At 72.4% G+C, this 10,767-nt stretch carries 14 protein-coding genes; 5 read left to right on the forward strand and 9 right to left on the reverse strand.

All coding sequences use genetic code 11. The features are described 5' to 3' along the window. The first annotated feature begins 54 nt into the window (after positions 1-54). Positions 55-498, forward strand: a complete 444-nt coding sequence (locus tag MBSD_RS06295) for a rhodanese-like domain-containing protein (RefSeq protein WP_062536111.1) — start codon at positions 55-57, stop codon at positions 496-498. 293 nt (positions 499-791) lie between these two features. Here MBSD_RS06295 and MBSD_RS06300 read toward each other — a convergent pair whose 3' ends face one another. The 7 genes from MBSD_RS06300 to MBSD_RS06330 form a co-directional block, all read right to left on the reverse strand. Then, positions 792-1,508 carry a glycosyltransferase family 2 protein gene (locus tag MBSD_RS06300; RefSeq protein ID WP_062536113.1) on the reverse strand — a complete coding sequence of 239 codons (717 nt, stop codon included), beginning with the start codon at positions 1,506-1,508 and terminating at the stop codon, positions 792-794. Between the two features lie 77 nt (positions 1,509-1,585). Next, the gene (locus tag MBSD_RS06305; protein ID WP_062536115.1) at positions 1,586-2,305 is read right to left on the reverse strand and encodes a DUF3379 family protein; all 720 of its coding nucleotides are present in this window, start codon (positions 2,303-2,305) and stop codon (positions 1,586-1,588) included. After that, a complete protein-coding gene (locus MBSD_RS06310; RefSeq protein ID WP_062536117.1) occupies positions 2,292-2,834 on the reverse strand; it encodes a sigma-70 family RNA polymerase sigma factor in 543 nt (180 codons plus the stop codon). The genes MBSD_RS06305 and MBSD_RS06310 overlap by 14 nt, the downstream gene beginning before the upstream one ends. A gap of 82 nt (positions 2,835-2,916) precedes the next feature. Next, on the reverse strand, positions 2,917-3,792 hold the full coding sequence (locus MBSD_RS06315) for a ParB/RepB/Spo0J family partition protein (RefSeq protein ID WP_062536119.1): 876 nt from the start codon (positions 3,790-3,792) through the stop codon (positions 2,917-2,919). A 7-nt stretch (positions 3,793-3,799) separates the two neighbouring features. Further along, complete coding sequence (locus tag MBSD_RS06320; protein WP_062536120.1) at positions 3,800-4,594, reverse strand: ParA family protein; 795 nt, start codon at positions 4,592-4,594, stop codon at positions 3,800-3,802. 94 nt (positions 4,595-4,688) lie between these two features. Beyond that, a complete protein-coding gene (gene rsmG / locus MBSD_RS06325; protein ID WP_062536122.1) occupies positions 4,689-5,324 on the reverse strand; it encodes a 16S rRNA (guanine(527)-N(7))-methyltransferase RsmG in 636 nt (211 codons plus the stop codon). A gap of 138 nt (positions 5,325-5,462) precedes the next feature. After that, entirely contained in the window at positions 5,463-5,945 is a 483-nt protein-coding gene (locus tag MBSD_RS06330; RefSeq protein WP_062536124.1) for an SPFH domain-containing protein, read from the reverse strand. Between the two features lie 30 nt (positions 5,946-5,975). Here MBSD_RS06330 and MBSD_RS15375 point away from each other — a divergent pair, with 30 nt between their 5' ends. Further along, positions 5,976-6,152, forward strand: a complete 177-nt coding sequence (locus tag MBSD_RS15375) for a hypothetical protein (RefSeq protein WP_187300565.1) — start codon at positions 5,976-5,978, stop codon at positions 6,150-6,152. A gap of 132 nt (positions 6,153-6,284) precedes the next feature. Beyond that, positions 6,285-7,277 (forward strand): porphobilinogen synthase, encoded by a 993-nt coding sequence (gene hemB, locus MBSD_RS06335; RefSeq protein ID WP_062536126.1) that lies wholly within the window; start codon positions 6,285-6,287, stop codon positions 7,275-7,277. 6 nt (positions 7,278-7,283) lie between these two features. Here the strand turns inward: hemB and MBSD_RS06340 are convergent, their stop codons facing one another. Beyond that, positions 7,284-7,664 (reverse strand): tautomerase family protein, encoded by a 381-nt coding sequence (locus MBSD_RS06340; RefSeq protein WP_062536127.1) that lies wholly within the window; start codon positions 7,662-7,664, stop codon positions 7,284-7,286. A 51-nt stretch (positions 7,665-7,715) separates the two neighbouring features. After that, positions 7,716-8,294 carry a DUF4865 family protein gene (locus MBSD_RS06345; protein WP_062536129.1) on the reverse strand — a complete coding sequence of 193 codons (579 nt, stop codon included), beginning with the start codon at positions 8,292-8,294 and terminating at the stop codon, positions 7,716-7,718. Positions 8,295-8,405: 111 nt separating this feature from the next. On the opposite strand from MBSD_RS06345, the gene MBSD_RS06350 reads away from it, so the two are divergent. Then, positions 8,406-9,293, forward strand: a complete 888-nt coding sequence (locus MBSD_RS06350) for a LysR substrate-binding domain-containing protein (RefSeq protein WP_062536133.1) — start codon at positions 8,406-8,408, stop codon at positions 9,291-9,293. 87 nt (positions 9,294-9,380) lie between these two features. Further along, positions 9,381-10,767, forward strand: a 1,387-nt coding sequence (locus tag MBSD_RS06355; RefSeq protein WP_062536131.1) for a monovalent cation:proton antiporter-2 (CPA2) family protein, incomplete at its 3' end; no start/stop codon positions are given.

Consider the following 10,767-nt stretch of genomic DNA (forward strand, 5'->3'; position numbering starts at 1 on the left):
GGGGGGCCCCCCCTGCCGCATAATCGCCGTTTTCCGCCCCGCGCGACCGCTCCGATGACCGACTTCCTGCACCGCCTGCCCGAGTTCGCCGCCCACCACCCGCTGCTGATCGCGGCTTTCGTCGGCCTGCTGCTGGCGCTGGTCTTCACCGAGGCCGCGCGCCTGTTCCGCGGCTACAAGGAGCTGACGCCGGCCGCGCTGACCCAGCTGATCAACCGCGAGAACGCGCTGGTGATCGACCTCTCGCCGCTGGCGGATTTCGAGAAGGGCCACATCCCCGGCGCGCGCCACGTGCTGATGAGCCAGTTCGATCCCGAGCACAAGGATCTCGCCAAGGCCAGGGACCTGCCGGTCGTGCTGACCTGCCGCTCCGGCACGACCGCCGGCAACGCGGCGCGGCGCCTGGTCAAGGCCGGCTTCACCCGCGTGCACACGCTGGGCGGCGGCAACGCCGCCTGGGCCCAAGCCGACCTGCCGATGGCGAAGGGTCGCAGTTAGCGCGTTTACGCGATGCCGGGGGCATCGCGTGCGCTAACTGCGGGCGAGCCATGGATGGCGAGCGGGCGGAGCCCCAGGGAAGGTTGCTCGCATCACACCCGCATGCGCTTGGCCGATGCCTTGATGGCAAGCGGACATGCTCTGCAAAAGCTGCCCGCATTCCAAACGCCGGCGCCGACGTCCCCGTCGACACGCCGCGCGTCCCCCTCATCTGCCCTCGGCACCTTCTCCCCGCCGGGGAGAAGGAACGGCGCGCGGGCGCCTTCCTCGCGGCGGGACAGACGCGGGCGCGATTACAGCTCCTCGACCCGCGTCACCTTCGCGCGGCGCATCAGCCAGGCCACGCCGCGCAGGTCGGCGAGGCCGACCCACAGGCGGTCGAGCATGCCGTACTTGGAGGTGCCGCGCGTGCGTGGGCGGTGGTTGACCGGCACGCTCTCGCTGCGGAAGCCGGCGCGCTTGACCAGCGCCGGCAGGTAGCGGTGCATGTGGTCGAAGTAGGGCAGGGCGAGAAAGGTCTCGCGCTCGAACAGCTTCAGCCCGCAGCCGGTGTCCGGCGTGGCGTCGCGCAGCATGCGCGAGCGCACCGCGTTGGCGATCTTCGAGGAAATGCGCTTGTTGAAACTGTCGCGGCGCGTGGTGCGCCAGCCGGCGAACAGCTTCACCTCCGGCGCGGCGCGCTCGCGCGCCGCCAGCAGCTTGGGGATGTCGGCCGGGTCGTTCTGGCCGTCGCCGTCCAGGGTGGCGATCCAGGCGCCGCGCGCGGCACGCACGCCGGTCCACACGGCGGTGCTCTGGCCGCTCTGGACGAGGTGGCGCAGCACGCGCAGCTCGGGGTACTTCGCCTTCTCGGCCTTGAGCACGGCGAGGCTGTCGTCCTTGCTGCAGTCGTCGACGTAGACGATCTCGAAGTCGATGCGGCCACGCAGCGCGGCGGCGATCTCGGCGAGCAGCGGCGGGATGTTGTCGCGCTCGTTGAATACGGGCACGACGACGGAAAGCTCGGGCATGGCGCGGATTCCGGGGACGCGAACGCGGCATTATCGCCGATCCGCCGCCGGCCCGCGCGGAATGGCTCGGAGCGTTCCTAAAAGCTGCCCAGCGCGGTCGCGGCCGGCCCCTCGAGCGCGTCGCGCCAGGCGTGCTCGACCGCCGGGAACGGCTGCGCGTCGCTGGCCAGCATCAGCAGGGTGCCGCCGGCCAGCGGCAGTTCGCGGCCCTGCCAGCTTCCCTGGCGGAACTCGCGCATGTGCGGCGTGCGCCGGTTGGCGACGTAGAACACGACCACCGGTTCCGCATCCATGCGCATCACCATGTGCACGGTGCGGTACGCGCCGACGCGGCAGTCGTTGACGTAGGTGATGCCCGTCGGCACCGCGCGCAGGTTGACCCCGCGCACGGCGAAATCGGCGCGCACGCGCTCGGCCGGCGCCGCCGTGGTGGCGACGAAGGCCTGCGGCTCCTCGGCGAGGTGCGCCACCGCCAGCGCCGGCAGCGGGTCGTGGCGCATCCAGGCGAAGCCGACGAAGCCGGCGGCCAGCGCCACCAGCAGCGAGGCGGCCAGGGCGAAGCCGAGCACGCGGCGCTGGCGCGCGCGGCGCTCGCCGGTGGCCTGCGCCAGCAGCACGCGGTCGACCAGGCCCTCGGGCACGGCCACGGCCAGCGCGTCCTCGAGGCGGCGCTCGAAGCGCTGCGCGCGCTGCCACGCCTCGGCGCAGGCCGGGCAGGCGTCGCGGTGGGCGAGGAACGCCGGCTCGCGCGTCTGCGGCTCGGCGCCCAGGCGGCGGCGGAACTCAAGGCATTCCACGCGCCACCCCCCGCCGGTCGGCGTCCAGCAGCTCGCGCAGCTTCTGCCGCGCGCGGAACAACTGGGTCATCACCGCGCCCGGCGTGCCGCCCAGCTCGGCGGCGATCTCCTCGCAGGACAGCCCGCCCAGCACCTGCAGCAGCAGCGGTTCGCGGTACTTGGTCGGCAACTTCAGCATGGCGGCACGCAGCTCGGTATCGCTCGCCGCCTGTTCGGGGCTGGCCCAGGCGGCGTCGTCCGGCAGGTTCTCGTCGATCTCGGTCAGGTCGAAACTCTTGCGTTCGTACAGGCGCGCGTGTTCGCGGCGCAGGATGGTCAGCAACCAGGCCTTGGCCGCCATGCCGTCGCGCAGGCTGTCCAGCGCGCGCCAGGCGCGCAGCAGGGTTTCCTGCACGAGGTCCTGCGCCAGGGCCTCGTCGCCGCACAGCCAGTAGCCGAACCGGAACAGGTCGCCCGCATGCGCGCGCGCCAGCGCCTCGAACTGTCGCTGTCTGGGACTCACGCTGGAGGTGACCGGCTGCAGGGGCATCGGCTTTCAGGGAGTGGCCGCCGAGCCCACGATAACCCGGAACGGCGTCACGTTCATGCGCCCGCCGGCGCCGGGCGACCGCTCAGCGCAGCCGTTCGAGGATGCCTTCCAGTTCGTCCAGGCTGTGGTAGCGGATGGTCAGCTTGCCGCGGCCGTTGCGGCCGTGGGCGATCGTCACGCGCGCGGCGAGGCGCTCGGACAATTCGCGTTCCAGCGCGTCGATGTTGGGGTCGCGCGCCGCGGCCGCGGCCTTGGCCTTGCCCTTCGGCGCGGTCTGCGCGCGGCGCGCGGCTTCCTCCAGCTCGCGCACCGACCATTCCTTGTCGGCGGCTTCCTGCGCCAGCGCCACCGCCCTGGCCTCGGGCAGCGTGGCGAGCGCGCGCGCGTGGCCCATCTCCAGCTTGAAGTCGTCCAGCAGCTGGCGGATGGGCGCGGGCAGCTCGAGCAGGCGCAGCAAGTTCGACACCGCCGCGCGCGAGCGGCCGACCGCGTCGGCGGCCTGCTGGTGGGTCAGCTCGAATTCGTCGATCAGGCGTTGCAGGGCCTGCGCTTCCTCCAGCGGCGAGAGGTCCTCGCGCTGGATGTTCTCGATCAGCGCCATCGCCAGCACGGCCTGTTCCGGCACGTCCTTGACCACCGCCGGCACCTCGGCGAGGCCGGCCTTCTGCGCGGCGCGCCAGCGGCGCTCGCCGGCGATCAGCTCGTAGCGGTCGCGGCCGAGCGCGCGCACCACCACCGGCTGGATCAGGCCCTGCGCGCGGATCGACGCGGCCAGCTCCTCGATGCGGGCGTCGTCGAAATGCCGGCGCGGCTGGTACTTGCCGGGCTGGATCGCGGCCACCGGCAGGCTGCGCAGCTCGCCCGATTCCGCGGCGGCGCTCGCCGCCTCCTCCAGGGAGCCGCCCAGCAGGGCGTCGAGGTCGCGCGCGCCCAGTCCGCGCCGTTTCGCTGCCATCATCGTTCCCTCAGTTGACGCTGCTGCTCGGCGGCGCGCCGGCCATGCGCTCGCGGCGGATCATCTCGCCGGCGAGGCCGAGGTAGGCGATCGCGCCGCGCGATTCGCGGTCGTACAGGTTGATCGGCTTGCCGTGGCTCGGCGCTTCGGCCAGGCGCACGTTGCGCGGGATGATCGAGCGCAGCACCTTGTCGCCGAAGTGCTTGGTGAGCTGCGCGGAGACGTCGTTGCCGAGGTTGTTGCGCACGTCGTACATGGTGCGCAGCAGGCCCTCCAGCTCCAGCGCCGGGTTGAGCCGCTGGCGCACCGCCTTGATGGTGTCGAGCAGCGCGGTCAGCCCCTCCAGCGCGAAGTACTCGCACTGCACCGGGATCAGCACGCTGTGCGCCGCGGTCAGCGCGTTCAGCGTCAAGAGGTGCAGCGACGGCGGGCAGTCGATCAGGACGACGTGGTAGCGCTCGCCGAGCTTGGCCAGCTGGTCCTTCAGCCGCGACTCGCGCGCGATCGCATCCATCAGCTTGAGTTCGGCCGCGGTCAGGTCGCGGTTGGCGGGCAGCAGGTCGAAGCCGGCTTCGGTGGCGAGGATCGCGCGCTCGATCGGCACTTCTTCCAGCAGCACCTCGCAGCCGGTCGCCTGCACCTCGCGCTTGTCCACGCCGGAGGCCATGGTGGCGTTGCCCTGCGGGTCGAGGTCGACCAGCAGGACCTTGCGCCGCGCCTCGGCCAGCGCCGCGGCGAGATTGACGGCGGTGGTGGTCTTGCCGACCCCGCCCTTCTGGTTGGCGATGGCGATGATGCGCGTCATGGGCTTACCGGCCAGCGTGGCGAAACGTGTCCTCGGTGACCGCGGCGGCGGAGCCCGCCGACCGCGGCGCGGAAGCGAAGGGTAGCATCCGCGGTCAGTCTTCGGCCCGGCGCAGCACCACCAGGTGCCGCTCCGCGTCCAGGCCCGGCACGGCGAGGCGATGCACCGCCTCGACGCGGAAGCCGGCCGGCAGCGCCGCCAGCTCGTCGTCCGGGTAGCGCCCCTTCAGCGCCAGCCACGCCCCGCCCGGCGCCAGCAGATGGCCGCCCCAGGCCAGCATCTCCGCCAGGCTGGCGAAGGCGCGCGCGGTGATGCAGTCGTAGCGGCCCGCGACGTCCTCGACGCGGCCCTCGATCACGCGCGCGTTGCCGAGCGCGAGCTCGCGCACCGCCGCGCGCAGGAAGCGCGCCTTCTTGCCGTTGGCGTCGACCAGCGTCACCTGCCGCCGCGGCGCGGCGATCGCCAGCGGGATGCCGGGCAGGCCGGCGCCGCTGCCGAGATCGGCCAGCGTGGCGCCCTCGACGTACGGCGCCACCGCCAGCGAGTCCAGCAGGTGCCGCGTCACCATCGCCTCGGGTTCGCGCACCGCGGTGAGGTTGTAGGCGGCGTTCCAGCGTTCCAGCAGGGCGAGGTAGGCGAGCAGGCGCGCGACCGCGTCGGCCGGCAGCGTCAGCCCCAGCCGGGCGATGCCGTCTTCCAGCCTGCGCTTGAGCGCCTCGCGCTCGGCCATGCCGCGTCATCCCCTTCGCGCGGCGGCGGCCGCGGCGGACCGCCAAGTATCCGGGCGCCGCCGCGCGGAATCCAGTGCGGCGGAAACGCGAAGGCCCGCGCGCGGCGGGCCTTCTGCGAGGCGGCGGGAGGCGGCGATTCAGGCGGCGAGGTCGACGTCGACGCGCGTCACCAGCACGCCGCGCTCGCGCAGCGCCGCGTTCAGCGCCTGCTTGAGGCGGGCGTTGCGCGCGCGGCCGTCCTCGGCGGCGGGATTCTCCGCCTCGCGCAGCGCGTTCAACGTGCGCGCGCGGATCAGCTCGTCGGCGCGTTCGATCACGGCGTCGGCGCGGTCCGGCTCGAGCACCTGCCAGTAGACCTTGCCGCGCAGCGCGGTCGGCGCGCCGCCGTCGTTCAGCGCGACGCGCTCGTCGAGCTGCAGCGCGTGGCCGGAGAGACTGATCTTGTGCGCCACGCGCTCGACCAGCGGCAGCACCACGTGCGTGCCCGAGGTCAGCGTGCGCGCCGGCCGGCCGAGCCGGCGCAGCGTGTAGACGTGGCCTTCGGGAATGCGCTTGATCGAGGCGGCGACCAGCAGCAGGGCGACGCCCAGCAGGCTCAGTACGGCAATCGGGGGCAGCATAGTTGTTCTCGATCAGCAGCTTGTAATCGAATGCTCGACGCCAGGCGATCAAAAAAGCCGAAGACCTTGCGTCCCCTGTATAAATCAATCCGCCTTAATCCGAATTTAACGGAACCGTCCGGCGCTATCAAGCCGCAAGCCGCGCCGGCGATCCGCGATCCCGCTCACATTCCCGAAGCATCGTTCGTGCCGCTGCGCGGCGCGTGACGGCGTTCTCGCGATCGCGGGCGGCGCAAGGGCGTTTGCGTGGCGGCGGCGCCTCGCCTGCGACCATGGCTACAGACCCGCCGGCGCGCGCGGCCGTTACAATGGCGGTTTCGAACCGCCAGGATCCGAACGATGGGCTTCCCCGCCATCCGCATGCGGCGCATGCGCCGCGACGCCTTCTCGCGTGCGCTGATGCGCGAGACCGTGCTGACGCCCGCCGACCTGATCCTGCCGGTGTTCGTGCGCGAGGGGCGGGGCGTGCGCGAGCCGGTGGCATCGATGCCCGGCGTCGAACGCCTGGCGATCGACGAACTGCTGAAGGTGGGCGAGGAGGCGCTGCGCCTCGGCGTGCCGGCGCTGGCGCTGTTTCCGGCGCCGGACGCGGCCGCGAAGAGCGAGGACGCGCGCGAGGCGTGGAATCCCGACGGCCTGGTGCAGCGCGCGGTGCGCGCGCTCAAGCAGCGCCTGCCCGAACTCGGCGTGATCACCGACGTCGCGCTCGACCCGTACACCACGCACGGCCAGGACGGCTTGATCGACGCCTCCGGCTACGTGCTCAACGACGAGACCACCGCCGCGCTGGTGAGGCAGGCGCTGGCGCAGGCCGAGGCCGGCGCCGATTTCGTCGCGCCGTCGGACATGATGGACGGCCGCATCGGCGCGATCCGCCAAGCGCTGGAGGCCGCGGGGCTGATCCACACGCGCATCCTCGCCTACTCGGCGAAGTACGCCTCCAGCTTCTACGGGCCGTTCCGCGACGCGGTCGGCTCCGCCGCCAGCCTCGGCAAGGGCGGCAAGCACACCTACCAGATGGACGTCGCCAACGGCGACGAGGCGCTGCGCGAAGTGGCGCTGGATCTGGAAGAGGGCGCCGACGCGGTGATGGTGAAGCCGGGCCTGCCCTACCTCGACATCGTGCGCCGCGTGAAGGAGCGCTTCGGCGCGCCGACCTTCGTCTACCAGGTGAGCGGCGAGTACGCGATGCTGAAGGCGGCCGGGCGGAACGGCTGGATCGACGAGCGCGCCTGCGCGCTGGAGGCGCTGGTCGGCATCAAGCGCGCCGGCGCCGACGCCATCCTCACCTACTTCGCGCTGGACGCCGCGCGCTGGCTGCGCGGCGGCTGAGCGCGCTCACGCGTACTGCGCGATGCCGTCGCCGAAGGACCAGTTCTCCTTCGGCGCTTCCACCAGATTGACGAACACGTCCTGCGGGCGCAGGCCCGGACTTGCCGCCAGCCGCTCGGCCAGACGCGCGTAGAACGCCTGCTTCTGCGCGGTGCTGCGCGTGCTGTTGCAGGTGATCTGCACGATCACCAGCGCGTCGCTGCGCTCGATGCCGAGGTAGTGGCGATCGCAGTGGAATTCCTGCGGCTCGTGCTGGCTGATCAGGATGAAGCGATCGTTCTCCGGCACGTCGAAGGCCTCGGTCATCGCGAGGTACACGCTCTGCTGCAGCGCTTGGAGGTACTGCGGCGACTTGCCCCGGCGCAGGGCGATGCGGACGAGCGGCATGTGGGTTTCCTTTACGGGACTTAAGAGAAGCCGATCGCGGCGCAAGGCGCGTCAGGCGGCGGGTACGCCCGGCCGCGACACGTGACCGACCGCGTAGCGCTGCGTGCCGTCGTCGGCGGGCGCCATGGGTGGCGTACGCCACAGGCGCAGCCGCACGCGCGTCCAGCGGGTCGGGTCGAACGCCGCGATCGCGGCCAGCGCACCGCCGTGCGCAACGGCGCGGCGTGCCGCCTCGCGTTCCTCCTCCGCCAGCGCGTCGAGCGCCGCGTAAGGGGCGATGGCCGCCGTGTCTTGCGTGGCGCAGGCCGCCGCGCCGATCGTCGGCGACAGCTCCGCCGCCCACGGCGACCACGTGCGCAGCGACGGCCAGCCGAAGGCGCCGATCAGCGCGGCGAAACCGGCGCCTTCGAGGAAGGCGTTCATCGCCGCCGCGTCGCGCCACAGGTAGAACGGCGCGTAGCGGTGTTCGCGGCTGCGCAAGTCGCGCGCGTGGCGGTCGGCGTAGAGATAGGCCTTGAACACCAGGCCGGGGAAGTCGTCCAGCGCCGGCCCCTTGTCGGCGATGCGCCGGCGAATGATCGCCATGTCGTAGTCCGCCGGCAGGGTGAAGGCGTATTGCATGGCGAGCATCGCAGCGTTCCTCCGGCGGCAGGGCTTGACGCGGCCTACGGTAGCGCGCCAAGTTCGCTCGGAAAATCGGGAAATTTCGAATCATTCATTCGATAAATCGGGATGATCGGCATGCGGCGCATTCACTTCGACCTCGACGTCCTGCGCAGCTTCGCGCTGGGCATCGAACTGGGCAGCTTCGCCAAGGCAGCCGAACGGCTCGGCCGCTCGACCTCGGCGGTCAGCGCGCAGCTGAGGAAGCTGGAAGACCAGGCGGGCGCGCCGCTGCTGCGCAAGGCCGGCCGCGGCTTGGCATTGACCGACGCCGGCGAGACCCTGCTGGGCTACGCGCGGCGCCTGCTGGATCTGAACGACGAGGCGGCGGCCGCCGTGCGCGGCGTCGAACTGGAAGGCTGGGTGCGGCTGGGGCTGCAGGAAGATTTCGGCGAAGGCCTGCTGCCGGAAGTGCTGGGGCGCTTCGCACGCGCGCATCCGCGCGTGCGGGTGGAGGTGCGCATCGCGCGCAACGCCGAACTGCTGGAGCGCGTCGCCGCGGGCCGGCTGGACCTCGCGCTGGCGTGGGACGCCGGTGCCGTCGGCGCGCACGCCGAGCGCGTCGGCGAGGTGCCGATGCGCTGGATCGGCGCGGCCGGCGCGCCGCCGGCCGGAGGCCGCGACGGCGAGCCGTTGCCGCTGGTGGTGCTGGAAGCGCCCTGCCTGTTGCGCAGCGCGGCGATCGCCGCACTGGACCGCGCCGGTCTGCCCTGGCGCATCGCCTTCACCAGCGCCAGCCTGGCCGGTACCTGGGCGGCGGTCGCGGCCGGCCTCGGCGTCAGCGTGCGCACGCCGCTCGGCCTGCCCGGCAGCGTGCGCGCGCTCGCTGCCGGCGAAGCGGGCCTGCCCGCGCTGCCGATGCTGGGCCTCGGCCTGCATCGCGCCGAGGCGCAGCCGCCGGCGGCGGTGTCGCGTCTCGCCGCGTTGATCCTGCAGAGCCTCGAGGGCCTGCTCCATTCGGCGTGACGCGCGCGTTCACGCTTCGCGCGCAACGGCGACCGGCGACGCGGCTGCGCGTGGAATAATCCCCTCACCCCTGACGGAGCGCGGCGCTTGGACACGCACGGTTTCCTGCAGTACGCGGTGATCTTCCTGCTGGCCACGGTGCTGGCGGTGCCGCTGGCCAGGCGCTTCCAGCTCGGCGCCGTGTTCGGCTACCTCGCCGCCGGCGTGGTGATCGGTCCGTCGGTGCTGAAGCTGGTGCACAACCCGGAGAACGTCGCGCGCGTCTCCGAACTGGGCGTGGTGCTGCTGCTGTTCGTGATCGGCCTGGAGCTGTCGCCGCAGCGCCTGTGGGTGATGCGCCGCGCGGTGTTCGGCGTCGGCCTGGCGCAGGTGCTGCTGACCACGCTGGTGATCGGCGCGGCGGCGCACTTCGGTTTCGGCATGCCGCTGCATGCGGCGGCGGTGATCGGCGCCGGCCTGGCGCTGTCGTCGACCGCCTTCGGCCTGCAGATCCTCGCCGAGCGCAAGGAGCTCAATCACGCGCACGGCCGGCTCGCTTTCGCCATCCTGCTGTTCCAGGACCTGGCGGCGATTCCGCTGATCGCGCTGATCCCGCTGCTCGGCCAGCCGGTCGACCATGCCAGCGCCTTCGATCTCGCCGGCGCGCTGCGCGTGGTCGGCGTGATCGCCGCGGTGGTGGTCGGCGGGCGCTACTTGCTGCGGCCGCTGTTCCGCGTGGTGGCGCGCACGCGCATCCTCGAGGTGTCCACCGCCACCGCGCTGCTGGTGGTGATCGGCACCGCCTGGCTGATGGCGCTGGCCGGCGTGTCGATGGCGCTGGGCGCGTTCCTCGCCGGCCTGCTGCTGGCCGACTCCGAATACCGCCACGACCTCGAGGCGCAGCTCGAACCGTTCAAGGGCCTGCTGCTCGGCCTGTTCTTCATCAGCGTCGGCATGTCGGTGGACCTGTCGCTGCTGCTGAAGCTGCCGCTGCAGGTCGCCGTGCTGGTGCTGCTGCTGCTGGCGCTGAAGGCGCCGCTGCTGGCCGGCCTCGGCCGCCTCGCCGGCGCGCTGGACGGTGCCGGCGCGCTGCGTCTCGCCGTGCTGCTGGCCGGCGGCGGCGAATTCGCCTTCGTGGTGTTCAAGCTGGCGCACGACAGCCGTCTGCTCGGCACGGCGCACCACGACGTGCTGGTGCTGGTGATCACGCTGTCGATGGCGCTGACGCCGCTGCTGGTGATCGCCGCGGCGCGCGGACTCGGCAAGGCGCCGCGCGAGCCGCAGCGCGCCTTCGACCGCATCGAGGCGGACACGCCGCGGGTGATCATCGCCGGCTTCGGCCGCGTCGGCCAGATCGTCGCGCGCGTGCTGCGTGCGCACCGCATTCCGTTCACCGCGCTGGAGAATTCGATCGAGCAGGTCGAGCTGACGCGCCGCTTCGGCAGCACGGTGTTCTTCGGCGATCCGGCGCGGCCGGAACTGCTGCGCGCGGCGC

This window comes from Mizugakiibacter sediminis, assembly GCF_000953855.2.
Lineage (GTDB): Bacteria > Pseudomonadota > Gammaproteobacteria > Xanthomonadales > Rhodanobacteraceae > Mizugakiibacter > Mizugakiibacter sediminis.

Excerpts from the sequence above, each read along its gene's own strand:
- MBSD_RS06295 (WP_062536111.1), top strand. The coding sequence starts at position 55 with ATGACCGACTTCCTGCACCGCCTGCCCGAGTTCGCCGCCCACCACCCG.
- MBSD_RS06300 (WP_062536113.1), bottom strand. The coding sequence starts at position 1,508 with ATGCCCGAGCTTTCCGTCGTCGTGCCCGTATTCAACGAGCGCGACAAC.
- MBSD_RS06310 (WP_062536117.1), bottom strand. The coding sequence starts at position 2,834 with ATGCCCCTGCAGCCGGTCACCTCCAGCGTGAGTCCCAGACAGCGACAG.
- MBSD_RS06315 (WP_062536119.1), bottom strand. The coding sequence starts at position 3,792 with ATGATGGCAGCGAAACGGCGCGGACTGGGCGCGCGCGACCTCGACGCC.
- MBSD_RS06320 (WP_062536120.1), bottom strand. The coding sequence starts at position 4,594 with ATGACGCGCATCATCGCCATCGCCAACCAGAAGGGCGGGGTCGGCAAG.
- rsmG (WP_062536122.1), bottom strand. The coding sequence starts at position 5,324 with ATGGCCGAGCGCGAGGCGCTCAAGCGCAGGCTGGAAGACGGCATCGCC.
- MBSD_RS06330 (WP_062536124.1), bottom strand. The coding sequence starts at position 5,945 with ATGCTGCCCCCGATTGCCGTACTGAGCCTGCTGGGCGTCGCCCTGCTG.
- MBSD_RS15375 (WP_187300565.1), top strand. The coding sequence starts at position 5,976 with ATGCTCGACGCCAGGCGATCAAAAAAGCCGAAGACCTTGCGTCCCCTG.
- hemB (WP_062536126.1), top strand. The coding sequence starts at position 6,285 with ATGGGCTTCCCCGCCATCCGCATGCGGCGCATGCGCCGCGACGCCTTC.
- MBSD_RS06340 (WP_062536127.1), bottom strand. The coding sequence starts at position 7,664 with ATGCCGCTCGTCCGCATCGCCCTGCGCCGGGGCAAGTCGCCGCAGTAC.
- MBSD_RS06345 (WP_062536129.1), bottom strand. The coding sequence starts at position 8,294 with ATGCTCGCCATGCAATACGCCTTCACCCTGCCGGCGGACTACGACATG.
- MBSD_RS06350 (WP_062536133.1), top strand. The coding sequence starts at position 8,406 with ATGCGGCGCATTCACTTCGACCTCGACGTCCTGCGCAGCTTCGCGCTG.